The sequence below is a fragment of the Rhizobium zaerense genome, from assembly GCF_051810725.1.
Classification (GTDB): Bacteria; Pseudomonadota; Alphaproteobacteria; order Rhizobiales; family Rhizobiaceae; genus Rhizobium; species Rhizobium leguminosarum_I.
The window spans coordinates 684,128-708,094 of sequence record NZ_CM132690.1; the positions used below are offsets into that span (position 1 = coordinate 684,128).

A 23,967-nucleotide genomic window follows, 5' to 3' on the forward strand; every position below is an offset into this window, starting at 1 on the left:
GGATGATGCCGATCCATTGGGAAAGACCGTGATTTGAGAACGATATACCGCTTTCTGCGCGCCCATCTCCTGCAGCGGCTGATCCCGCGGTCGCGTCTTGCTTTCAACCCGCGCAGGCCGGTGGAAGTCGTCGGTTATCTCTCGATGGCGGTCGGCGTCGGCGAATCGGCAAGGCTCTGCGCCGACGCGTTGTCGAAGGCGGGGCAGGCGATTTCGCTCTCCGATGTCAGCACGCATCCTGACGAAAATTCCTTCGCCGGATGGATGCCGTCGCATCTCACCGCCGAACCCGCGGGAAGCCGGATCTGGCATCTCAATCCGCCGATGCTGCCGCGCGCCATCCTGAAGAAGGGCGTTGCCAATTTCACCCGCGCCTTCAACATCGGCTATTTCGCCTGGGAGCTCGAAATCGTCCCGGCGGAGTGGCGCAATGCGATGCATTACATGAATGCCGTCTTCGTGCCGTCGGAATTCACCAGGCGGGCGATTGCACCGCTCACTGCGGCACCGGTCATCGTCGTTCCGCATCCCGTCACCGAGAAGCCGGCGACGGAAGGCATGCGCCAGAAATTCGGCGTCGAGGAAGACGCCTTTCTGGTCAGCTTCATCTTCAGCGCTGGCTCCTCGATCAACCGGAAGAATCCGCAGGCCGTCATCGAGGCCTTCCGGATATTCGCTGCCGAATGCCCCAGCGCCTTCCTGTTGATGAAGGCCAGCGGCGATATCAACAAGGATGAAAGCCTGCGCGAACTGGTCGCCTCGGTCGCAGGCAACACTCGGATCAGGATCGTCACCGACAGGATGTCGGATTCCGATATCAACGGCCTTATCCGCTGTTCCGACGCCTATCTTTCGCTGCATCGTTCCGAGGGTTTCGGGCTGACGGTGGCCGAGGCGATCATGCAGCGTACGCCGGTCGTGTCCACGGCCTGGTCGGGCACGTTGGATTTCTGCGATCCCGACAATAGCTGGCTGGTTGCCTCTCCCCTCATTCCGGTGGTCGATACCCATCCGGAATTTGCCGGGCTCAAGGGTGCGGTCTGGGCCGATCCTTCCTCCGAAGTGGCGGCTACGCACTTGCGGGACATCTTCCGCGCGCCTGAGCGAGCGCGCGCGAAGGCCGAGAAGGCGCGAGCGTTCCTGCTGCGCTACCTCGCCGAGAACAGCTATGACAAGGCGCTCCAGGCGCTGGAAGCGATGCAGGCCGCCTAACGTGACGTCGTCACTCCGCTTTATTTTAACATTTTCGCATTAGAGATGGCAGGTATGCGGCGGTAGGCCGATCCTGACGGATGGACAGATGTCGAAGGGTATTATCGCAAACTCGGTGATGAACGCGGCGGCAGGTATGCTGCTGCTTCTGACGGGCTTTGTGTCATCAATCATAACCGCGCGGCTGCTCGGGCCGGAAGCCAACGGCATCGTCGCCTTTTCGCTCTGGCTGGTGGTGACCGGCGCCTCGATCGCCGAGCTCGGCTCCAGCATCACGCTGCTGAAGACCTTGCCGCAACTTTCGGCGGAAGGCTTCGACGCGCGCCGCCGCCGGGGTTTTGCCGCCATCCTCGTCAGCTTCATGATGTTCTCGACCGTCGTGCTGCTGGCGCTCTACGCGCTGTTCTTCCTGACCTCAGAAAAGATGCACTGGGCCGACACGGCGCCATCCGTCGCTCTGGTCACGGGCGTGCTGTTTTTCATCCAGGCGATCGGATCCTTCGTCAAATTCTATCTGATCGGCGAAAAGAAGCTGGGCGCCTTCTTTAAGCTGACGGTCGCCGTCTCGGTCGTGCAGCTTGCCGGCGTTGCCGTCGGCGCTGTTTTCTATGGCGTCGAAGGCGTTCTCGTCGGCTATGCGCTCGGCCAGCTGGTGCTGTTTTTCGCCACGCTGCCGATCCTTCTTGCGCGGCGCGACTGGTGCGGGGTCTCGCTGAAATATCTCGCCTCCTCCTCCGTCATCCTGTCGATCCAGTTCATCATCGATTCCATCTTCCTCAACCGGCTCGAGCTGCTCTTTCTGCAGCAGTTCTGGTCGGTGGAGATGGTCGGCTATTATGCCGTCGGCCTGTCGATCGCGAATATCGCGCTGCAACTGCCGATCCAGATGACCGGCAGCCTGCTGCCCTATTATTCCGAGCGGCGCCACGGCAGCGACGATTCGACATTGCCGGTCGAGGTCTTCGCCGCCGTCACCCGCAGCATGGCCTATATCGTGCTGCCGATGAGCCTCGGGCTTGCCGCGATCTCCAGCGAACTGGTGCTCGTGGTGTTCGGCGAAGCGTTCCGCCGTAGCGGGACGGTGGTGGCGCTGCTTGCGCTCGTCGCTCCCGCCTATACCTTCATGCAGATCCTCAGTCTCTACCTGCTGTCGATGGACAGGGCCCGCTCCCGCCTGAACATCAGTGTGATAGGTGGCCTACTGATGGTAGCGGGTTGTTTACTGATCGTACCTAGGCTTGCAGCCGAGGGTGCTGCAATCGTGCGCATCCTCGTATTCGTTGCGATGTCGATGATGATGATCAAACAGACAGGATTCGGATCCCAGCTTTCGGGTCTCTACGCAAGCCTGACGAAGGTGACGCTCGCCTCCGTCCTCTGTGCTTGCGGAGCGATTTCCGTGCTGGAATTCGTCCAGGGTCCGGCCGGACTGGTCGGCGCGATCATCGCCGGCGCATTCGCCTATTTCGCAGCGCTCCGGGTGCTGCGCGCCGTGCCGGGCGAGGATGTCGAAGTCATGCGCTCCATTCTCGACAAGATGCCGTCCCTGCTGCGGCGACCTGTGGGACATGCGATCAATTTCATCGCGCCGCGGCTTCCCGGCGATCCCGATCGCGCCAAGGTCGCGCCCGGTGAATTCTCGCTGGAACCGGCCGAGGGTGCGGGGCGCAGTGCTGCCCTGCCTGTCGTCTTCGATGGCACGGTCGGGCTGTTCATGCCTGAGAATCCTCTCGCCAAGAAACGTTCGGCCGCCGTGCTCTTCGTCAGCCCCTGGGGTTTCGAGGAGATGTGCAGCCGTAAATTCTTCCGCGTCGCGGCTGAGCATTTCTCGGATATCGGCGTGCCGAGCCTGCGCTTCGATTATCGCGGCACCGGCGACGCGCTCGATTTCGGGGCGCTGCCGGCAAGGCTGGAAACCTGGGAAAATTCGATCCGTGCGGCCGCCGACAAGCTGAAGTCGCTGAGCGGCTGCGACCGTATCGTCCTCATCGCACAGGGCCTCGGCGCGACGCTTGCCCACCGCGTCGGTTCGTCGATCGAAGGCGTCGACAGCCTCGTCATGCTGGCGCCTGTGCTGAGCGGCAGGGCCTATCTGCGCGAACTCAACATGTGGTCCAAGATCATCGATGCCGATCTCGGCCTTGGCAAGGAGCATGTCCAGACCGCGAAGGTGCAGATCGCCGGGCTCGTCATGCCCGAAGAGATTGCTGCCGAGCTCGGCAAGCTCAACATTGCCTCGCCGCAGGGGCTCGCAGCCTCCCGCTATCTGATCCTAGAACGTCCTGCCAAGGCCGAGGATACCGGCTTTGCCGATGCGCTGAAGGCGCTTGGCGCCGATGTCGAGCAGACGGCCTTCGAAGGCTATGACGAGCTCGCCACCAATCCGCTGTTTGCCAAGACGCCGATGGCTGTCGTCGCGCTGCTGACGACGTGGCTGGAGGCAGCGACGACAGAGACATCCATCGCCCATTCATCGGCGGCGATCGACAACTCGTTGCTTGCCGGCGACGGTTTTGCTGAAACGCCGGTCCGATTCGGAAGCCATAATCATCTAGTCGGCGTCGTCAGCCGGCCGCTCGGCGAGATCAAGGGCAATGCCGTGCTCTTCCTGTCGACGGCCTATGACCGGCATGCCGGCTGGGGACGGACGACGGTCGATATGGCACGCGAGCTCGCCCGCCAAGGCGTCGTTTCGCTGCGCTTCGATTCCGCTAATGTCGGCGACAGCCCACCGCGGCCGGACGCGCCGGAACAGGTGCTTTATTCGGACACGCAGACCGCGGATGCGGTCGCCGCGCTCGACCTGCTCGAAAGCGTCGTCACCGGCCCCGTCATGGTCGCCGGCCGATGCAGCGGCGGCTATGTCGCCTTCCGCGCCGGCGTCGCCGACGAGCGCTTGAAGGCTGTCGTGTCGATCAATCCCTTCGTCTATTACTGGGATCCTGACATGCCGGTGCGCAGGGAGCATGTCGTCTCCGTTCCCCGCAGCCTCGATGATTACAGCCAGCGCCTGGCGCGGCTCGACACGCTGAAGCGGCTGCTGCGCGGCCAGGTGGATGTCGTCTCGGCATTGCAGAACATCGTCATCGCCGCCGGTCGCCGGCTGTCGCCGTGGATCGCGCCGCTGCTCGAGCTGCTCCCCGACCGGCGCCACATCGCCCGCGAGGTTCGGCACTCCTTCGCGCTGTTCGGTAAACGCAAGGTGCCGCTGACGCTGATCTACAGCGAGGGCGATGTCGGGCTCGACCACGTCTATTTCCACTTCGGGCCGCGCGGCGCCAGGCTTTCCCGCTATCCGAACGTGCGGCTGCTGATGCTGCCGGATGCCGACCATAATCTAACGCCGCCGCAATCGCGCAAATTCGTGCTCGACGAGATCATCCGTCTGGCGAGAGCGTAACCGGGGATTTTACAGTGCCGCGCGTCTTTTCACACGCGCAACGCTGTAGCGTTTATGCGGCAGGAAGACAGGATCAGATGCTTTTCGCGACGACGACATCAAGCGATCTGTAGAGATCGATGTAACGTCCGGCGACGATATCCCAGGAATAGCCGCGGGCGGCGGCGAGAAGCTCAGCTCGAACGGTCTCCGGTTGGCGCGAAAGAGTTTCATGCGCTGTTTCGATCGCCGTGGCGGCGGTCTCAGGATTGGTGAAATCGGCAAGCATGAGAACGGGATGCCGGGCAGCAAGCGTCGTAAAGGCATCGTTGGCGTTCAGCACCGGCAGGAGGCCGGCGCTCATCGCCTCCAGCGCCACCAGGCCGAAACCTTCATATTCCGAGGCGGAAGCGAAAATCGAGGCTTCTGCGATGACGCGCCGGATGGTGTCGTTCTCCGGCGACACATGCAGGGTGACGCGGCCGGAAAGATGACGGCTTTCGATTGCCCCTTCGACATCCGCCCGGTTCAGGTCGGATTCGGCGCCGATAATGTCGAGATGCCACTCCGGATCACGGGTCTTCAGCATGGCCATCGCATCGAGCAGGTGGTCCAGCCGCTTGTTCACCGAGAACCGGCCGATCGTGACGATGCGGCGCTTTGCCCGGCGCGAAGCGGTGTCGGCGAACTTGCCGATATCGGCGCCGTTTTCGATCAGGAGGCTGTCAGGCACGATCTCGGAAAACTGCTTGAGGTCGGAGGCGCTGCAGCAGACGACGCGGCGGTAGGCCATCGCCGAAGCCCGGGTCAGCGTCTGGAACCAGATCTTCTTGATCGTCGCGTATTTCCGCGTGTGGAAGAAGCCGCCATGAGTGGTGACGATCATCGGCTTGCCGTGCAGCAGCCGGCCCCAGGCAAGTGCGTCGAAGAAGAAATCGATGGCATGGACATGCACGAGATCGGCATCGGCGAGATGGCGGAAGACCTGCGGTGCCAGCGGATAGCGGCTGGTGCCGGACCAGGGGATGCGCACCACCTCGATACCGTCGATATCTTCGCGAGGCGGCAGCTTGTCCTCTGGCGCGGTGAAGAGCGAATCCAGCGTGACGACGCGCACGCGATAACCGCGGCGTACCGTCTGGCGGGCGAGATTGGCGACCACGTCTTCGAGGCCGCCGCGGTTGGGCAGGAACTGGCGCACGACATGGACGATCAGCGGAGCCGTTTCCACCTGCGGCACCGCGCGCGCCCTATCTGCCTCGACGATCGACATTTTCCACCTATCGCTGCACGTGCCGGCCTGCGCTGACGCGGGCCCGTGATAGCAACGACCAGACATGCCCGGCGTTAAGGCGCGGTTTAGGCGACGGCTTGCGAGGGCTAATCTTCGCGAAAAGGGTTAACCGTGTCTGACGGGAATTCAGAGTGTTTCCGTTTTTCTCGAGTCACGGAAACGCTCTATCTCTTTTGTTTTCACGCAATTCCGGACGCAAAACCGCTGCGCACTTTTGCTGGAATTGCTCTAGAATGCCTTGAAGGTCAGCGTCGTCAGCGAGCGGACGATGCCGGGAATATTGGCGATGTTGTCGTTGATGAATTTGCCGATATCCTGGCCTTCCTCGATATAGACCTTCAGCAGCAGGTCGTAGTCGCCGCTTGTGGAATAGAGCTCCGAGACCAGTTCGGTCTGGTAAATCGCGTCGGCGACCTCATAGGTCTTGCCGGGTGCGCATTGGAGCTGGACGAAGATCGGCTTCATGGAGATTTCCTGCAAAGTTGTTTGGCTGATATAATGGTCGAAAGCGCCATGCCGATGCAAGCCGTTCGTCACGCAGCCGGATCGGCGGCCGCTTCCGCGACGATCCAGTCGCGAAAGGCGGCAAGTGGCGCATAGTCGGCGCGCTCGGGTGGAAAGGCGAGATAATAGCGCTCGCGACTTTCCATTTCACGATCGACAGCGGCAACGAGATCGCCGCGCCTGATCTCCTCCTGCATCAGGAATGTCGGCAGCAGGGCGACGCCGAGGCCGGCGATTGCCGCCTGCGCGGCGGTGGCGAACTGGTCGAAGAGCATGCCGTGCACGTTTTCGAAGGAAACGCCATTGCCGGCGAACCATTGCTCCCAGGCGTCAGGACGCGTCGTCAGGTGCAGAAGCGGAACGGCGAGCAGATCTTCTGGTCCTGAGATCGCGTATCGCTTCAGAAAATCCGGACTGCAGGCCGGCACCGTGCGCTCCGACATCAGAAGCGCGAGTTCGGCGCCTGGCCAGTGCGGGTGGCCGAAATGGATGGCGGCGTCGATCAGATCGAGGCGGAAATCGAAGGGCGAAAGCCGGGTCACCAGATTGATGGTCACGCCGGCATTGGCGGCGAGAAAGCGCCCCAGGCGCGGCGCCAGCCAGCGCGTGCCGAAGGTCGGCAGGATGGCGAGGTTAAGCGTGCCGCCATGGGGATTGGCGCGCAGGTTGAGCGAAGCGCTCGATATGCGCCGCAGCGCCTCGCGAATCTCGCGGGCATATCCGTCACCGGCAAGCGTCAGCCGCATGGTCTGGCGTTCGCGCAGGAAGAGCTCGACGCCGAGCTGCTCCTCCAGCGCGCTTACCTGGCGGCTGACGGCGCTCTGCGTCAGATCGAGTTCGCGCGCCGCTGCCGTCACGCTGCCGGTGCGGGCAACCGCCTCGAAGGCGGCGAGATGCGAAATCGATGGCAGAAAACGTCTGGACGTCAGCATGGTCATTCCGTTTCAGAATGGGCTATTTCCGAAATAGCGATATTTGCGCCTTTGTCGCGCGTGTAAAGAGGTTCATCCTGCAAAAACGGAATGATCCGGAGTTTCCCAATGCCGCAAAGCTTCGTTTCCCCAGACCGCATCCGATCGCTTTTCACCGAGGCGATGTCGCAGATGTACCGGGCGGAGGTGCCGCAATACGGCACGCTGATCGAACTGGTGGCGGATGTGAATGCCAGCTGCCTCGAAAGGGATCCCGACCTGCGCGCGCGCCTGGCCCGCGCCGGCGAGCTGGAGCGTATCGAGGTCGAGCGTCACGGCGCTATCCGGCTCGGTACGGCAGATGAGCTCTTCACCATTCGCCGGCTGTTTGCGGTCATGGGCATGCAGCCGGTCGGCTATTACGATCTTTCGGTCGCCGGCGTGCCGGTTCATTCCACCAGCTTCCGGCCGATCGACGAGGCCGCGGTCAATGTCAATCCATTCCGCGTCTTCACCTCGTTGCTGCGACTGGAACTAATCGAGGACGAAGGACTGCGCGGCGAGGCCGAAGCCATCCTGGCCAAACGGCGGATCTACACACCGCGCGCCATCGCGCTGATCGAGCGCCACGAGCAGAACGGCGGCCTGAGCGAGGCGGAAGCGACGGAATTCGTCGCCGAGGCGCTGGAAACCTTCCGCTGGCATGGCGAAGCGACGGTCAGCGCCGAAACCTACAAGCGCCTGCACGATGCCCATCGGCTGATCGCCGACGTCGTCAGCTTCAGGGGACCGCACATCAACCATCTGACGCCGCGCACGCTCGATATTGACGCCGTCCAGGCTCGCATGCCGGAACGCGGCATCACGCCGAAGGCTGTCATCGAAGGGCCGCCGCGCCGTCATTGCGATATTCTGCTGCGGCAGACGAGTTTCAAGGCGCTGGAGGAAACGATCGCCTTTTGCGGTGATGACGATGCGATTCAAGGGACGCATACCGCCCGCTTCGGCGAGATCGAACAGCGCGGCGTGGCGTTGACGGCGAAGGGCCGGGCGCTCTACGACCAGCTGCTCGCCTCGGTTCGCGGCGAGGTGCAGGTGGGCGCCAGCGGCGCCAAGGCCGGCGTCTACGATCACGAACTCACCGAGCGTTTCAAGGCACTGCCGGACAGCTGGGACGAGCTGCGCAGCGCGGATCTGGCCTTCTTCCGCTATTCCGCGACCCCTGCGGGCATCGCCGCCGCGGTCGGCAGCAGGCTGCCCAGCGATCCGGAGGCGCTGATCGCCGGGGGTTACCTTGCCTTCACCCCGATCGTCTACGAAGACTTCCTGCCCGTCAGCGCGGCCGGCATCTTCCAGTCGAACCTCGGCACCGACCAGCAGCAGAACTATGCGACCCGCTCGAACCGCGACGCCTTCGAGGCAGCACTCGGTGCTACCGTTCAGGACGAGCTGGCGCTTTACGCCGAACGCCAGGCCGCATCGCTGGATTCGGCACTGGCCGCGCTCGGCCTTGCGGGCCTGCCGCTGAAGACCGTTGCGTGAAATGGCTGCTTCAACGCTTTCTTTTATGCATTAGAGTATCCGCGATTTCGCTCTGATCGGACTGAGCCATGCTGAATGATCCGCGCTCCCACGGCCTCTGGGAAAAGACAGCGCCCGAAGCGCCGACGACTTCGCCTCTCGACGGCACGGTATCGGCCGATGTCGTCATCGTCGGTGGCGGTTACACCGGCCTCTCTTCCGCCCTGCATCTCGCCGAAGCCGGGTCGAAGGTGGTGCTGCTGGAAGCCAAAGAGATCGGCTTCGGCGGGGCTGGGCGCAATGTCGGGCTGATCAATGCCGGCATGTGGCTGATGCCGAACGATCTGCCCGGCGTGCTCGGCCCGGTGCATGGCGAACGTCTGCTCGATCTGCTCGGCAATGCGCCGAAGCTCGTCATGGAGCTGATCGACAAACATCAGATTGCTTGCGAACTCGAACGGAATGGCACGCTGCATTGCGCGGTCGGCGCGGATGGGCTGAAGGAGATCGAGGATCGCGCGGCGCAATGGTCCGCCCGCGGCGCCGCCGTGACGCTGCTCGATGCAGCAGAAACGGCCAAACGCATCGGCAGCGATGCCTATACCGGTTCGCTGCTCGACAAACGCGCCGGAACGCTGCAGCCGCTTGCCTATGCGCGCGGCCTTGCCCATGCCGCCGTCAAATCAGGCGTCACCATTCATACATCCAGCCCGGTCGTTGCAACGGAGCGTAACGGCAGCCGCTGGACCGTGAAGACATCAAGCGGCGAAGTCAGCGCCGAGTGGATCGTCGTCGCGACGGATGCCTACAGCACCGGTCCATGGGAGCAGGTGCGTAGCGAACAGGTGCATCTGCCCTATTTCAATTTTGCCACCGTGCCGCTCGGCCACAACCTGCGCCAGTCGATCCTGCCCGGGCGGGAAGGCGCATGGGATACCAAGGAAATTCTCTCCTCCTTCCGCATGGATCAGGCCGGCCGTCTCATTTTTGGCAGTGTCGGGGCGCTGCGCAATACCGGACTGGCCGTACACAAGGGTTGGGCCAAACGCGCATTGAAGCGGCTCTTCCCTGTGATCGGCGACGTCGAATTCGAGTGTGAATGGTATGGCCATATCGGCATGACCGACAATGCGCTGCCGCGCTTCCACAAATTCGCACCTGGTGTCGTCGGCTTTTCGGGCTACAATGGCCGCGGCATTGCCCCCGGTACGGTCTTCGGCCGTACGCTGGCGGAGCATATCCTCGGCCGGCTTCCGGAAGCCGATCTGCCGCTGCCGCTGACTTCGCCCACCGAGCCAAGCTTCCGTGCACTCAAGGAAATATGGTACGAAGCCGGCGCTCAGGTCGCCCATTTCGCCGATGCACGCTTCTGAGAATAATAAGATTGGAAACACGACAATGACCATCGCCGTCCTCGATCTCGCCACCGAAACCGCCAAACTGCTTGCCGAACTCGGCGTCGATGCCGGCCGCTACCACGGCGGCACGCTTTCCGTCACCTCGCCGGTCACCGGCAAGGAAATCGGCAAACTCAGGGAACATTCCGTTTCCGAGACGAAGGCGGCAATCGATGAGGCACATCAGGCCTTCCTCGAATGGCGTGCCGTGCCGGCGCCGAAGCGCGGCGAACTGGTCCGCCTGCTCGGCGAGGAACTGCGCGCCTCCAAGGCGGCGCTCGGCCGTCTCGTTTCGATCGAGGTTGGCAAGATCACTTCGGAAGGTCTGGGCGAAGTGCAGGAGATGATCGACATCTGCGATTTCGCGGTCGGCCTTTCCCGTCAGCTCTATGGCCTGACGATTGCCACGGAGCGCTCCGAGCACCGGATGATGGAAAGCTGGCATCCGCTCGGCGTGATCGGCATCATCTCCGCCTTCAACTTCCCGGTTGCCGTCTGGTCGTGGAATGCCGCACTTGCGATGGTCTGCGGCAATTCCACCGTCTGGAAGCCCTCGGAAAAGACGCCGTTGACGGCGCTTGCCGTGCAGGCGCTGTTCGAAAAGGCGCTGAAGCGTTTCGTCGCCGAGGGCGGTAGCGCACCGGCCAATCTGTCGACGCTGATCATCGGCGGCCGTGAGGTCGGCGAAGTGCTGGTCGATCATCCGAAGATCCCGCTGGTTTCCGCCACCGGCTCGACGGCTATGGGCCGCGCCGTCGGTCCGCGCCTGTCGCAGCGTTTTGCCCGCGCGATTCTCGAACTCGGCGGCAACAATGCGGCGATCGTCTGCCCGTCGGCCGATCTCGACTTGACGCTGCGCGGCGTCGCCTTTTCCGCCATGGGTACGGCAGGCCAGCGCTGCACGACGCTGCGCCGTCTCTTCGTGCATGACAGCGTCTACGACCAGCTGGTGCCGCGCCTGCAGAAGGCCTATGGCTCCGTCACCATCGGCAATCCGCTCGAAAGTGGTACGCTTGTGGGACCGCTGATCGACGGCCAGGCTTTCGAGAAGATGCAGGCAGCGCTTGGCGAGGCGAAATCGGCGGGCGGCACGGTGACCGGCGGCGAACGCGTCGACAATGGCTCGGCTGACGCCTTCTACGTTCGCCCGGCGCTTGTCGAAATGCCGGATCAGACCGGCCCGGTCGAGCACGAGACCTTCGCGCCGATCCTTTATGTGATGAAATACAGCGATTTCGACGCGGTGCTGGCGCTGCATAACGCCGTGCCGCAGGGGCTGTCGTCGTCGATCTTCACCAACGATATGCGCGAGGCGGAAACTTTCGTCTCGGCCCGCGGTTCGGATTGCGGCATCGCCAACGTCAATCTCGGGCCATCGGGCGCCGAAATCGGCGGCGCCTTCGGCGGCGAGAAGGAAACCGGCGGCGGCCGTGAATCCGGCTCGGATGCCTGGAAGGCCTATATGCGCCGCTCCACCAACACGATCAATTACGGCAGGACGCTGCCGCTGGCGCAGGGCGTCAAGTTCGACGTCGAATAGGCCGGCTGCAAAAGGCTGCAAAAGAGAGGCGGCGCTTGGGAGCGTCGCCTTTTTGGCCAAATCGAATTTTATTCCCCGGTAACATGAAATATATAGTCAAGATATTGTGATGGCTTTTCCGGCCAAGCCAAACTTGAAATCTGTAGTCAGGAAAAATATACGCCTCTCATCGCCCTTGGGAGCTCGGGCGCGCTATTGCCACGGAGGCCATCATGAACATTGCTCTTAGTCGTTTTTCCCTTGCGCTTGTCGCTTCTCTTTTCGCCGCCACCGCGCTCGCCGGCAGCGCCCATGCGCAGGACGAAGGTCTCGTTGTTTACAATGCCCAGCACGAAAGCCTCGGCCGCGAATGGATCGACGCCTTCACCAAGGAGACCGGCATCAAGGTCACCATGCGCCAGGGCAGCGACATGCAATTCGCCAACCAGATCATCCAGGAAGGCGACGCCTCTCCAGCTGACGTATTCCTGACCGAGAATTCACCGGCGATGACGCTGGTCGATGGCGCGGGCCTGTTTGCCCCGATCGAAAAGGAAACGCTGGATCAGGTTCCGGATCAGTATCGCCCGGCTGACGGCATGTGGACGGGCATTGCCGCACGCACCACGGTTTTTGCCTATGACAAGACGAAGCTCACCGAAGACAAGCTGCCGAAGTCGATGCTAGACCTAGCAGATCCCGCCTGGAAGGGCCGCTGGGGTGCATCCCCTGCCGGTGCCGACTTCCAGGCCATCGCTGCCGCCCTGCTGCAGCTCAAGGGCGAGCAGTCGACAGCCGCCTGGCTGAAGGCTCTCAAGGAAAACGCTACGCCCTACAAGGGCAACAGCGTCGCCATGAGGGCCGTCAACGCTGGCGAAGTCGAAGGCGCGATCATCTACCACTATTATTGGTTCGGCGATCAGGCCAAAACAGGCGAGAACAGCAAGAATGTCGGCCTGCATTACTTCAAGAACCAGGATCCGGGCGCTTTCGTCAGCGTTTCGGGCGGCGGCGTCCTGAAGTCCACGCAGCACATGAAGGAAGCTCAGGCTTTCCTGAAGTTCCTCACCAGCAAGGCTGGCCAGGCAGTCCTCATGGATGGCGATTCCTATGAATATGCCATCGGCAAGGATGCGCCCTCCAATGACAAGCTCACCCCGCTTGCCGATCTCAACGCCCCGAAAGTCGAAGCTTCGACCCTCGACAGCAAGAAGGTTGTCGAGTTGATGACGGCTGCCGGCCTGATCTAAAGCGTGGCGCGCCACACTTTAGATCTTTGGTTTTCCGCATGTCGTCGTCGCAAAACCGCGGCACAGTTTTGCGCGACATGCTTTGACCTTTCTGCCGCAGGCTTCTTCCGGCCAAAACTATTGCATTTGGCTCAAGAAAACCTTAGGGCATGACGAAATCCGGCAACTGCCCTTCAAAGGCGGTTGCCTTCCTTTTTCAGCGTGTAAAGGCATCGGCCTTGCTGCAGGACAATAGATTGCTCGCATCCGGCAACCAGGCACCGGTCGCGCCGAGGGCCACGCGCATGGTTTTGCCGCGCGGACGCATGCCGCACGCTTCGGTGATCCTGCTTGCAACTGTCGTCGCGATCTTCAGCCTCGTGCCGCTCGGCTTCATCGGCTGGGTCACCTACGATGTCGGCTGGGAAACGGTGAAGGCCCTGATCTTCCGGCCACGCGTCGGCGAACTTCTCGTCAATACGGTTCTCCTGGAATCGATCACCATTCCGCTGTCGATCGCGCTTGCCGTGACGCTTGCCTGGCTGACAGAACGGACGAACATTCCTTTCGCGCGGCTCTGGGCCTGGCTGGCGATTGCTCCGCTCGCCGTGCCTGCCTTCGTGCACAGCTATGCCTGGGTCAGCCTTATTCCCGGCATGCGCGGTCTGCAGAGTGGCGTCCTCGTCTCGGTCATCGCCTATTATCCGTTCCTCTACCTGCCGGTCGCCGCAACGCTGCGCCGACTCGATCCGGCCATCGAGGATGCCGCGGCCTCGCTGGGCCTTAATCCCTGGCGCGTCTTCTTCCGTGCCGTGCTGCCGCAGCTGAGGCTTGCCATCTGCGGCGGCTCGCTGCTGGTCGCGCTGCATCTGCTTTCGGAATACGGACTGTTCGTCATGATCCGGTTCGACACGTTTGCGACGGCGATCGTCGACCAGTTCCAGTCGTCCTACAACAGCCCGGCCTCCAATATGCTCGGCGGTGTGCTCGTCGCCTGCTGCCTTTTTCTGCTCGGCTTCGAGCTGCTGGTGCGCGGCAATGAACGCTATGCCCGCGTCGGCACCGGCTCGCCACGCCCTGCGGATCGCCGCCGGCTGGGCTGGTTCGTCGTGCCGGCCGTGTTGCTGCCCGTCATCCTGGCGGCGCTGACGCTCGGCGTGCCGCTGGTGACGCTTGGCCGCTGGCTCTATCTCGGCGGCACCGATATCTGGCGCATCGAAGTCGGCAACGCCTTCCTGCAAACGATTGTGCTTGCCGTTATCGGCGGCGTGTTGGCGACGATTGCCGCAGCGCCGATGGCCTGGCTTTCGGTGCGTGCGCCCGGCCGCTTCCAGCGGGTGCTCGAAGCCTGCCATTATTATGTCGGCTCGCTGCCGGGCGTCGTCGTGGCGCTGGCGCTGGTGACGATCACCGTGCGTCTCGTGCTGCCGCTCTATCAGACCTTCGCAACGCTGCTTGTCGCCTATGTAATGCTTTTCCTGCCGCGCGCCATGATCGGGCTGCGCGCCAGCATCGCCCAAGCGCCGGTGGAGCTGGAGCGCGCCGCGATGGGCCTCGGCCGCACGCCCGGCCAGGCGGTGCGGCAGATCACCATGCGGCTTGCCGCACCGGGAGCGGCCGCCAGCGTCGCGCTGGCCGCACTCGGCATCACCAATGAACTCACGGCGACACTGATGCTGTCGCCCAACGGCGTCGATACGCTGGCGACGAAATTCTGGTCGCTGACCAGCGAGATCGACTATGTCTCGGCCGCTCCCTACGCCTTCATGATGATCGTGCTGTCGCTGCCGCTCACCCTGATGCTCTATACCCAATCGAAACGGACTGCCGGCCAATGACGCTGCTTACGATCGAGAACATCAGCAAGCGCTATGGCCCCGTCCAGGCGTTGAAGGATATTTCGCTCGACGTCCAGGCGGGCAGCCGCACGGCGGTCGTCGGCCCGTCCGGTTCGGGCAAGACGACGCTGCTGCGCATCATTGCCGGCTTCGAACAACCGGATGTCGGCAGGGTGACGTTGGATGGCGAGGTGCTTGCCGACGGCCCGGCGACAATACCGGCGCACAAGCGCGGCATCGGCATCGTCTCGCAGGACGGTGCGCTGTTTCCGCACTTAAGCGTTGCCGAGAATATCGGCTTCGGCTTCGAGCGAGGTGCCGCCGATCGCGAGAAACGCGTGCTCGAGCTGCTCGACATGGTCGAGCTCGACCGCGGCATGCTGGCGCGGCGCCCGCATCAGCTTTCCGGCGGCCAGCAACAGCGTGTGGCGCTCGCCCGCGCGCTCGGCCGCAAACCGCGGCTGATGCTGCTCGACGAACCTTTCTCGGCACTCGATACCGGCCTGCGCGAGAATATGCGCAAGGCGGTTGCGCGCGTGCTGCAGGCGGCCGGCATCACCGCCATTCTCGTCACCCATGATCAGGAAGAGGCGCTGACCTTTGCCGATCAGGTGGCGGTTCTGAGAGAGGGGCGGCTGATCCAAGCCGGGTCGCCGCAATCATTATATCTCCATCCGCGCGATCGCGAGACGGCGCTGTTTCTCGGCGACGCCGTGCTGCTTCCCGCCATCATCCGAAATGGCCTTGCCGACTGCGCTCTCGGCCATGTCGCCGTCGAGGGCAGCCGTCAAGGCAAGGCGGAGATCATGCTGCGGCCCGAGCAGATTCGCGTCGTTGCCGATGAAAGCGATCGCAAATACGGCGGACGTGTCGTCGAGGTGGAATTCGGCGGCGCCGTCTGCACCGTTGCCGTTTCGCTGGACGGCGTTGCGCTGCCGCCGATCCTGATCAAGACCTCGAGCGTCGCCCTTCCGGCGCGAGGCGATCTCGTTCGCCTCGATATCGCCGGCAAGGCGCATGTCTTCGAGAGCTAAACGAAGAGCCCGCACCTCCTATTGGACGCGCGGGCTCCATCACTTATCGTTTTCGTGTCATTTTCCAGAAATCAATTTCGATCTCGGGGTTATTCGCTAGCCGAACTTGCGCACCACTTCTTCCGGTTCGATGCCTTCCAGCCAGCCGCCGGTAAAGCCGGCGCGTTCGAGACCGAGACGGATGACCGGCGATTGCCGCATCAGTTTCCAGATGAAATCCGAACGGTCGTTCTCGATGGTCATGACGACAAGGCCCTGGTCGATGCCGACGGTGCGGTCGTCGACCCAGCCTTCCGGCCGCTTGGTCTTGACTGTGGGGTTGAAGCCACCGGGGAAGCCGCCTTCCAAGAGCAGATTCGGATAGGTAGTCAGAAGCGCCTTGGTGCCATCGAGAGCCGCCTGCTTGTCGTAAGGCAGACAGGCAAGTGCTGCCCAGGGTGCGATCGTGCCGTCATCCGGACCGAGCGGGGCGCCGCGCGCGGCATAACCCAGAACCTTCGGCTGGCGGCCGCCGCGCATGCGTCGCGTCGGTGGCGGACCGTCACAGGCGGAGAAACCCCAGACATTCCTGTTATAGCCGACGAACTGGCCGGGATTGCGCTCGGCATAATCACGCTGGACGTTGATCATTACCTGCGTGTTGCGGAAATAGTCCCAGTTCCGCTCCGCCATCGGCTTGTCCTGAATGGCGCGGAAATCGATCCAGGCATGCGAGAACAGGTGGATGAAGAGCGGCCCGGCATAGAGATAGGACTGCTCGCCGTGCAGCATCCAGGAATAGCTTGACGTAAAGACGTCGTAGCTCGATTGCGGGATGGGGTGCGTCGGCGAAGCGAGTGCCAGCGTGTAGAGGATGATCGCCTCGTCGAAGCCGTGATAGCGCCAACGCAGGAAGCCGGAAGAGGGTTTCCAACCCATGGCAATCGTGTCGCCCTTGTTCAGCGCCCAGCGCCAGTCAACGCGCTCGTAGATGAAGGTCGCGAGTTGACGGATTTCAGTCTCCGTCTCGTCGTCTTCGCGATTGAAATACTGTGCGGCCGTGAGGATGCCGGCGACAAGCAACGCCGTGTCGATGGTCGAAAGCTCGCTGTTCCAGGCGCGATGGCCGGTATCCATGTGCAGGAAATGGTAGAAGAAGCCGCGGTGGCCGGTCGCGTGGCGTTCCTCGCCCTGGCGCGCCTCGGCGAAGAACCGCAGCGTATTGACCGTACGTTCGGCCGCCTCCTCGCGGCTGATCCATAAACGCTCGACACCGACAGGATAGGAGGAAAGCGCAAAGCCCACCGCTGCGATGCTCGCCGGAACCCCGCCGATCGAGGTATCCGCCACCAGGCCGTTTTCGGGATTGGAATATTTCAGGAAATACTTGAACGCCGAATGTTGCAGCCTGTCGACGAGCGCTGCATCAATGTCTTCAATCCGTTGCAGCATAGGCTCCTACCCAACTGTTGCATCGCCCCATGCTTCAACATGGTGGGCGTCCCCGAGCAAATCAAACCTTTTTGATTCGTAGGGATAAGAGAACACAAATGGGTGGAATTGGTCGTTAACAATTAAGGGTGAAATAATATCTGGGATAAGTGATATAAGCGATGCAGCAAAAAGGGCGACCTGCACCTCCCCGGCACAGCTCATTTCCTGAAATACTTGCTTCATCGGATGCTCTATAAGAGCGGCCGACAAAGCCCTCAAGCGTTATCGTCCGATCGCATAGGCCTGCATCAGGCGGGGCGTGGCTGCGGCGCGCATCAGCCCGTCAGCATCTCGCCGGGCGGCAGTGAGTCGGCCGCGTCGGCTTGTGGCGCGCCGACCGGTCGAACTCAGGCCGGCGTCGAGCGTGCGGAAAGAAAGACCTGCGGCTCGAAGGCAAAATCCTTGTCGAAGGGGTAGGTCGGATGCAGCTTGCGCAGCCGCGGCAGGCGTTCGACGAACTGGTCGACGACACCTGTTGATAGCGCCATCAGGTTCGGATTGGCAATCGGCGCCAGTTCCGGTGAGAGATAGCCCGATTTGACGACGATGATCTTCGCTTGGTGCGGGTCGAGGCCGAGCCGGGTGAAATCGGCGATATTGTGATAGGGCCGGCGCTTGGCGGAAAGCACCAGATCGATACCACTGACCGAAACCACCGCCTGGCGGTCGGCGGGATCTGATGTCTCATGCAGGAATTTGACCGTGAAGCGGGCGACAACCGGCTTGCTGCCTTTGGTATCGAGCGAGGCGCCGACGCTGAGCTCCAGCTCGGCGCCGATGCCGGCGGCGTAACAGGCCTCGGTCGCCGCCTTGTCGGCGATGCCGGCGAAGACGACGCCGGTGGCACCCCTGGCGATCAACTCGGCCAATACATCGGCCCGGTCCCCGACGCCGCCGCCTGTGGGGTTGTCGCCGGATTCGGCAAGCACCACTGGCGCGGTCGGGCTTGCGATTGCCCTGGCGACGCATTCTTCGACCGAGCCGGTCTCGCAGCCGAAGACGAAGTCTTCGCGCGCATCCCAATAAGCCCTCGCGAGACGTTTGGCCTCGCGTTCCAGCACGGCGCGGTCGGTGCCGGTCATGATCGCGGCAGCGGTGGCGCGCGGTTCGTCGGCCCAGACATAGCCGACCATCAGCGATGCATCCCAAACGCCATCAAGCGCATCGATCCCGGGCAGCATGTCATAGAGGCTCTTTGCCGGCTCATCGACGGTGCTGGTGCGCTCGCCGGGCAGCACCACCGGGATCGGCGCCCAGAGGAGGATCGGCCTCTCGCCGGTTTTCAGGCTGTTTACCAGCATGGAGACGGAGCGGCGCATCGTCTCCTCGACATCGATATGCGGCGCGGTGCGATAGGTGGAATAGATGTCGAGCGCATCGATGATGCGCTGGGTGACATTGCCGTGCAGGTCGTAGCTTGCCGAAACCGTGCAATCCTCGCCGACCAGAGCACGGGCCGCGCTGATCCAGTCGCCCTCGGCATCCTCCATACCCTCGACATACACTGCGCCGTGCATGGCGAGGTAGAGACCGTCGAGCGGCAGCATCGGCTTCAGCCGCTCGAGGAATTCACCCTTGAAGGCCTCGTAGGTGGCGCGTGAAACTGGGCCGCCGGCAATGGCGCGCGCATGGATCGTCGGCAGGAACTCGGCATCATAATCCCTGAGGAAGGCGAAATAGGGAGACGCCAACAGTGCGTCGCCGCGCACCACGCGAAAATCCTTCTCCTCGTTCAGGACGGGATTGTATGTACTACACTCGGTATGAATGCCACCGACAGCGATGCGCATGGGAAACCTCAGTTGATGTTGGGAGCAATCAGGACGTTATGGGCGGCGATGCTGGCACTCCGGCCCGAGCGCTGGCATCGACGCGCTGGGTGCGGATCGGTGTCGCTCGACGGAGTTTGTGCTGCGATAAACTGAACATGCGGGATCCGATCCGAAGACGCGTCCTTTTGCCTCGACAATAAGTTTACAAACGAACCAATCAACCAAAATAAATTACAATCTTGATCTTCTAAGCCGGCGTTGAGGTGGAAGGTGCCGTAATCGGTGAGTCTCGGACCGACTCGGCTTTTTCCGTCGGATGCCGGGCCGATTGCTGCCGACAGCCGTGGCCGCGTCGCCATAGAGAAAAAATCCCACTTCGGGATCCCGAAATTCCCCCACTTCGGGATTCCGAAATTCGTCGCGTTTTGGGCGGTGCCGCCGCGGGGAAACATCCAATGATTTCAATACCGCCACCAATTTCGGGATTCCGAAGTGCTATATAGATTATGGCGGGGCGTGGCTTGCCGATGAAGTCAGCGAAGCGCTCGACAATTCGCCGAACAGAAAGTCGATGCGGCTATGCGCTTTAGAGGCTACCCGTCGAGAATGGATATCAATCTACGGATACCTGCCAAAATGACCTCTGACACGTAGCACAAGGCGTCAAATCAGCTGTTCCGCGCAAGCTCTTTAGCGGCTTCATTGTGTAGATGGTTGAGAATGTCATATATGTGCGCTACCGGGCACCCGAATATCTTGCGCTCCGATTTCTTCCATGACGATTGAATTTGTTAGGGCGCTCGGTGTTGAAACCAAAAATCGGCCCACCACTCATGCCCTCTAGGCTCTGTAGATGGGTCCGGCTATCGATTGTGGCGATAAACCTCGGAAAGAGCGTGGTCTGCTCTTCCGGTTCGGCTTTCTTAAGCCTGAGCATCGTCATTCCGACAGTGGCGTTTCCCGAAGGCGATACCCTTTCGGATGTTAGCTCAACAGGAAGACCGAGCAGAAAAAAGACCTCAAGGTCGGCAGGTTCATTCTGCGAAGCCTCGTATGTGAGCGGGACAATATTGTGTTTCGCGATTAATCGGATTTGGTGCTCCTCGAGAAACAATCGAGCCCAAGTTTGTCGTCGTGAAAATGGAGGCGAGGCGAGCTCTTAAGATCATAAGGAACCCCGTGGTCGCTTAGCTTCGTTTCGCCGAAGGTGTCTAGCAACTGGCACCCAAGGCTGATGATGTCTGGGTGATTCACGGCCTCATCGAGGTATTCGACCACATGACCCGCTGTCAGAATGCCAAATATGTCCCCGATGCGTATCAGCAACCCGGAAGCCGCGAAGAAACGGTCGGGGCCTTGATCATCCTTCATGCGAGAGTTGACGCTTATCGCCACAAAGTGACGAGCGATGAATGTTTGAGCATCAGTCATTCGCGGCGACACCATAATTTGAAGATGTAATTCGAGATTCGAAATAAAAGTAATAATTGTGATTAAGCTCTCCGTCTAATTGTTCCGACTCAGAGAATTTGACCTTCTCCTTGCAACCGAGGAGGTGTGGCGATGACTGGTTTCTACGCGGGCTACTTCGCAGGCGGTGCGGGTAACGGCTTGGCAATGTTTGTAATAGCCGACGGTAAAATATCGGGCGCGGACATGGCGGGTGTCAGTTTCGATGGCGCTTTTGGCGAGGACGAAGAAGGCAAGCTTACAGGTACGGTTTCGGTTCAAGTGCCACCTGGTGTAACCGTGGTGCAAGGCGTCACAGCACCCGCGCAAGGGCTAACCTATGAAGTGCCTTTCGTCTTTCCAATGAAATTTGACAAAGAGCCCTTTCTAGAGCTTCGGACGCCGCTGGGGAACGTTAACGTTCGGCTCCAAAAAGTTCGGGAACTGCCGTGATGGACTCAAACTTTTGGGCATTTCAGGCGAAGGATTGGATCAATATTCTGATCTTAGGCGTCACCGCTTTCGCCGTCTACATTGGTCCGATCCGTGCGGTGAAGATCACGAGACGAGAGGAGGTCGAGGCACTCAAATTGCGGCAGAAAGCAGAAATTTTCGCATCACTCATGAAAACACGGCGATTTCAGCTTGATCCCGAACACGTCTCGTCGTTGGATCTCATCCAAGTGTACTTTAGTGAAGAAGAGACCGTGCTGGCGGCCTACAAAGCTTATATCCGTCTTCTGTCAAGAAAACTGATTCCGGGCGTGGCCGACGAATCGTTCTGGAAAGAACGAGACGATGCTTTCATTGATTTGGTCTACGCTATCGCGCGGGCTACCGGCTTTTCACAAGACAAAAAAGAAATCGAAGAATTGGCCTACTCTCCAAGCGGGTGGGCAAGCGATCAAGAAACAATAAGACGGTTGCATGGCCTATTGATCGAAATCTTCGAAAACAAGCGGCCGATACCGGTCACAAATTTCATCAATCCGACGGTTTTCAATCCATTTCCACCGGCGCCCGCGATCGATCCGAACTGGCTGTGGAAAGGCTGACGATGGTAGAGGTGTGGGCCTGGTTCTGGCTGATGGAGCGCCATCAGCCTTGAAAGGCTCCCGGTACCTCTTTGGTTCCATGAAAAAACTAGACCCACAGAGGCCCGCCGGGCGTTTCTATCCTTGCTGGAAATTTTGCCCGACCTGAGAGATAGGTGACGTTTTGTACCGGAGACATGGGTAACACTTTCCGTTTTGAAGCGGGAGGTGTTGATGCCGTGGAGAGAGATTTCGGTCATGGAGGAACGTCTTCGATTTGTCGCCCGGCTGCTTGAGGGCGAGGGTATGAGCGATGTTTGCCGGGAATTCGGCATCTCGCGCAAGACCGGCTACAAGATCTTCAACCGTTACAAGGACGAAGGGCTTGATGCCCTGACGGACCGGTCGCGCCGACCGGTCCGTTATGCCAACCAGTTGCCCGAGCCAGTCACGGCGATGATCGTGCGACTGAAGAAGGAAAAACCATATTGGGGAGCACGCAAAATCCGGGAGCTTCTGGTCAAGCGGCTTGCAGGCGATGTGCGCATTCCCGCCACAAGCACCGTGCATGCCGTGCTCGACCGACACGGCCTTGTGAGCCAGGCCCGCAAGAGGAACCGGGCGAACAAGGCCGTGGGAACGGTGCTTGGTGAAGCGCTTGCTCCCAATGACCTCTGGTGCGCCGATTTCAAGGGAGAGTTCAAGCTCGGCAACGGACGCTACTGTTACCCCTTGACGGTCACCGACCAGGCATCACGCTACCTTCTCTGCTGCGAGGCCTTCGAATCGACCCGCGAGCAGGGCGTCTTCGAAGCCTTCCGCAGGCTCTTTGCCGAACGCGGGCTGCCCACCGCCATCCGCTCCGACAACGGTCTGCCCTTCGCCAGCCCCAATGGGCTCTACAATCTGTCGAAGCTGTCGGTCTGGTGGCTGAGGCTCGGCATCGGCATCGAGCGCATCAAACCCGGTCACCCGCAGCAGAACGGCCGCCACGAGCGCATGCATCTGACGCTGAAGAAGGAGGCCACCCGCCCGCCCGGCAGGACGATCCTCCAACAGCAGGCACGCTTCGATGACTTCATCCGCGAATTCAACGAGGAACGCCCACATGAGGCGCTGAACATGCGGCATCCGGCAGAGATTTATCGGCCGTCAGACCGCCTCTATACCGGCCTGCCCGAGATCGAATACCCCTTCCATGACCGCGACGTGCTGGTCACCCATTGTGGACGCATCTGTATGCACCGCAAGAAGATCAATATCTCAACCGTCATGGCCGGACAGAAACTCGGCATCAAAGAAGTCGACAACGGCATTTGGCTCGTCAGCTTCATGCACTATGATCTGGGATATATCGACCTGGAGCAGAGAACCTTGCAAACCATCGACAACCCGTTCGGCACGAGGTTGTCACCCATGTCTTAGGTACGTTCCGTTACCTATGTGTCGGGAATGGACATTTAAAAAACTGGAGCGGGCGAAGGGATTCGAACCCTCGACCCCAACCTTGGCAAGGTTGTGCTCTACCCCTGAGCTACACCCGCTCAATCCGCATCGGTCCGGGGTAGTTGTTGGACCGTGGGCGCCGCCTCGCGGCGACCGGCGCTATATGGCCTAACGGGTTTTCAAATGCAACAGGGAAATGACGGAGAGGCGAAGAAAAATTCCGGTGTTCGCAGACGCCCGGTGGAAAGGCCGCAAATGCGGGGCAAAGCGTCGGTCGCAAAGATTGCCAAACGATGTGGACACACTTAATCAGGACGCCTCGCTTTTTTCCCTTCCTGTCCAATGGATTGCCCCATGTCCGAAAATGCCCCGAAGACAAGAGAAGAATTGTTTGCCTTTCTCGATGGGCTCGGCATTGCCCATAAGACGGTCGACCATGCGCCGGTCTTCACTGTCGCCGAATCGGTGGCGCTTCGCGATGAAATCCCCGGCGGTCACACCAAAAACCTGTTCGTCAAAGACAAGAAGGACAGGTATTTTTTGCTGACGGTGGAGGAAAATGCCGAGGTGGACCTCAAACAGGTGCACAATTTGATCGGCGGGTCCGGCCGGGTTTCCTTCGGCAGGGCGGAAAAGCTGATGGAATATCTCGGCGTCATCCCCGGGGCCGTCACGGCGTTCGGCGCGATCAACGATACCGCGGAGAATGTTACCTTCGTGTTCGATGCCGATCTGATGCGCGAAGAGATCGTCAACTGCCATCCGCTGTCCAACGATGCGACGACCTCGATTGCGAGCAGCGATCTCATCCGTTTCATGGAAGCGACGGGACATAAGCCGCTTGTCTTGAAAGTGACGTCCTGACATACGATTTTAGCGCTAAGGCGCGTCGCGATCTTTCAGATTCGCTTGCCGCGCTTTAGTCTCTGGTTTTGCGCATGCCTTTATCGCAAAA

The 23,967-nt window shown here is 61.0% G+C and carries 20 protein-coding genes and 1 tRNA gene; 12 read left to right on the top strand and 9 right to left on the bottom strand.

The window, feature by feature from the left end; genetic code table 11:
* Positions 1-33 precede the first annotated feature (33 nt).
* Positions 34-1,212: a glycosyltransferase family 4 protein gene (locus ACS4RR_RS03305; protein ID WP_260109674.1), complete on the top strand. Its 1,179-nt coding sequence runs from the start codon at positions 34-36 to the stop codon at positions 1,210-1,212.
* 88 nt (positions 1,213-1,300) lie between these two features.
* Complete coding sequence (locus tag ACS4RR_RS03310; RefSeq protein WP_456189699.1) at positions 1,301-4,612, top strand: oligosaccharide flippase family protein; 3,312 nt, start codon at positions 1,301-1,303, stop codon at positions 4,610-4,612.
* Positions 4,613-4,685: 73 nt separating this feature from the next.
* Here the strand turns inward: ACS4RR_RS03310 and ACS4RR_RS03315 are convergent, their stop codons facing one another.
* From ACS4RR_RS03315 to ACS4RR_RS03325, 3 genes are all read right to left on the bottom strand, one after another.
* Positions 4,686-5,864, bottom strand: coding sequence for a glycosyltransferase family 4 protein (locus ACS4RR_RS03315; protein ID WP_260109672.1), 1,179 nt, complete (start codon positions 5,862-5,864; stop codon positions 4,686-4,688).
* Between the two features lie 249 nt (positions 5,865-6,113).
* Positions 6,114-6,350 carry an Lrp/AsnC ligand binding domain-containing protein gene (locus ACS4RR_RS03320; protein WP_003567502.1) on the bottom strand — a complete coding sequence of 79 codons (237 nt, stop codon included), beginning with the start codon at positions 6,348-6,350 and terminating at the stop codon, positions 6,114-6,116.
* A gap of 68 nt (positions 6,351-6,418) precedes the next feature.
* Positions 6,419-7,327 (bottom strand): LysR family transcriptional regulator, encoded by a 909-nt coding sequence (locus ACS4RR_RS03325; protein ID WP_456189700.1) that lies wholly within the window; start codon positions 7,325-7,327, stop codon positions 6,419-6,421.
* 84 nt (positions 7,328-7,411) lie between these two features.
* Between ACS4RR_RS03325 and hglS the strand changes: the two genes are divergently transcribed.
* The 6 genes from hglS (at position 7,412) to ACS4RR_RS03355 (ending at position 15,838) form a co-directional block, all read left to right on the top strand.
* Positions 7,412-8,842, top strand: a complete 1,431-nt coding sequence (gene hglS / locus ACS4RR_RS03330; protein WP_260109671.1) for a 2-oxoadipate dioxygenase/decarboxylase HglS — start codon at positions 7,412-7,414, stop codon at positions 8,840-8,842.
* A 68-nt stretch (positions 8,843-8,910) separates the two neighbouring features.
* A complete protein-coding gene (locus ACS4RR_RS03335; protein WP_260109670.1) occupies positions 8,911-10,194 on the top strand; it encodes an NAD(P)/FAD-dependent oxidoreductase in 1,284 nt (427 codons plus the stop codon).
* Positions 10,195-10,219: 25 nt separating this feature from the next.
* Positions 10,220-11,758: an L-piperidine-6-carboxylate dehydrogenase gene (gene amaB, locus ACS4RR_RS03340; protein ID WP_260109669.1), complete on the top strand. Its 1,539-nt coding sequence runs from the start codon at positions 10,220-10,222 to the stop codon at positions 11,756-11,758.
* A 212-nt stretch (positions 11,759-11,970) separates the two neighbouring features.
* Entirely contained in the window at positions 11,971-12,987 is a 1,017-nt protein-coding gene (locus ACS4RR_RS03345; RefSeq protein ID WP_456189701.1) for an iron ABC transporter substrate-binding protein, read from the top strand.
* A 149-nt stretch (positions 12,988-13,136) separates the two neighbouring features.
* Positions 13,137-14,804, top strand: a complete 1,668-nt coding sequence (locus ACS4RR_RS03350) for an ABC transporter permease (protein ID WP_260109667.1) — start codon at positions 13,137-13,139, stop codon at positions 14,802-14,804.
* A complete protein-coding gene (locus ACS4RR_RS03355) occupies positions 14,801-15,838 on the top strand; it encodes an ABC transporter ATP-binding protein (protein ID WP_170258232.1) in 1,038 nt (345 codons plus the stop codon). Before ACS4RR_RS03350 ends, ACS4RR_RS03355 begins: the two co-directional genes overlap by 4 nt.
* A gap of 96 nt (positions 15,839-15,934) precedes the next feature.
* Here the strand turns inward: ACS4RR_RS03355 and ACS4RR_RS03360 are convergent, their stop codons facing one another.
* The 5 genes from ACS4RR_RS03360 to ACS4RR_RS03380 form a co-directional block, all read right to left on the bottom strand.
* Complete coding sequence (locus tag ACS4RR_RS03360) at positions 15,935-17,269, bottom strand: glucoamylase family protein (protein WP_260109666.1); 1,335 nt, start codon at positions 17,267-17,269, stop codon at positions 15,935-15,937.
* A 6-nt stretch (positions 17,270-17,275) separates the two neighbouring features.
* Positions 17,276-17,494, bottom strand: a complete 219-nt coding sequence (locus ACS4RR_RS03365; RefSeq protein WP_260109665.1) for a hypothetical protein — start codon at positions 17,492-17,494, stop codon at positions 17,276-17,278.
* 164 nt (positions 17,495-17,658) lie between these two features.
* The gene (locus ACS4RR_RS03370) at positions 17,659-19,101 is read right to left on the bottom strand and encodes a M81 family metallopeptidase (RefSeq protein WP_260109664.1); all 1,443 of its coding nucleotides are present in this window, start codon (positions 19,099-19,101) and stop codon (positions 17,659-17,661) included.
* A gap of 8 nt (positions 19,102-19,109) precedes the next feature.
* Positions 19,110-19,535: a hypothetical protein gene (locus ACS4RR_RS03375; RefSeq protein WP_456189702.1), complete on the bottom strand. Its 426-nt coding sequence runs from the start codon at positions 19,533-19,535 to the stop codon at positions 19,110-19,112.
* A 631-nt stretch (positions 19,536-20,166) separates the two neighbouring features.
* Positions 20,167-20,514, bottom strand: coding sequence for a hypothetical protein (locus tag ACS4RR_RS03380; protein ID WP_162115068.1), 348 nt, complete (start codon positions 20,512-20,514; stop codon positions 20,167-20,169).
* A 132-nt stretch (positions 20,515-20,646) separates the two neighbouring features.
* Here ACS4RR_RS03380 and ACS4RR_RS03385 point away from each other — a divergent pair, with 132 nt between their 5' ends.
* The 3 genes from ACS4RR_RS03385 (at position 20,647) to ACS4RR_RS03395 (ending at position 22,991) form a co-directional block, all read left to right on the top strand.
* The gene (locus ACS4RR_RS03385; protein ID WP_222292760.1) at positions 20,647-20,985 is read left to right on the top strand and encodes a hypothetical protein; all 339 of its coding nucleotides are present in this window, start codon (positions 20,647-20,649) and stop codon (positions 20,983-20,985) included.
* Complete coding sequence (locus tag ACS4RR_RS03390) at positions 20,985-21,587, top strand: DUF6680 family protein (RefSeq protein ID WP_456190118.1); 603 nt, start codon at positions 20,985-20,987, stop codon at positions 21,585-21,587. The genes ACS4RR_RS03385 and ACS4RR_RS03390 overlap by 1 nt, the downstream gene beginning before the upstream one ends.
* A gap of 213 nt (positions 21,588-21,800) precedes the next feature.
* Entirely contained in the window at positions 21,801-22,991 is a 1,191-nt protein-coding gene (locus ACS4RR_RS03395) for an IS481 family transposase (protein ID WP_260109368.1), read from the top strand.
* Positions 22,992-23,035: 44 nt separating this feature from the next.
* Here ACS4RR_RS03395 and ACS4RR_RS03400 read toward each other — a convergent pair.
* Positions 23,036-23,110: transfer RNA gene (locus ACS4RR_RS03400), tRNA-Gly, on the bottom strand.
* A gap of 256 nt (positions 23,111-23,366) precedes the next feature.
* Here ACS4RR_RS03400 and ACS4RR_RS03405 point away from each other — a divergent pair.
* Entirely contained in the window at positions 23,367-23,876 is a 510-nt protein-coding gene (locus ACS4RR_RS03405; RefSeq protein ID WP_260109663.1) for a prolyl-tRNA synthetase associated domain-containing protein, read from the top strand.
* Positions 23,877-23,967 lie beyond the last annotated feature (91 nt).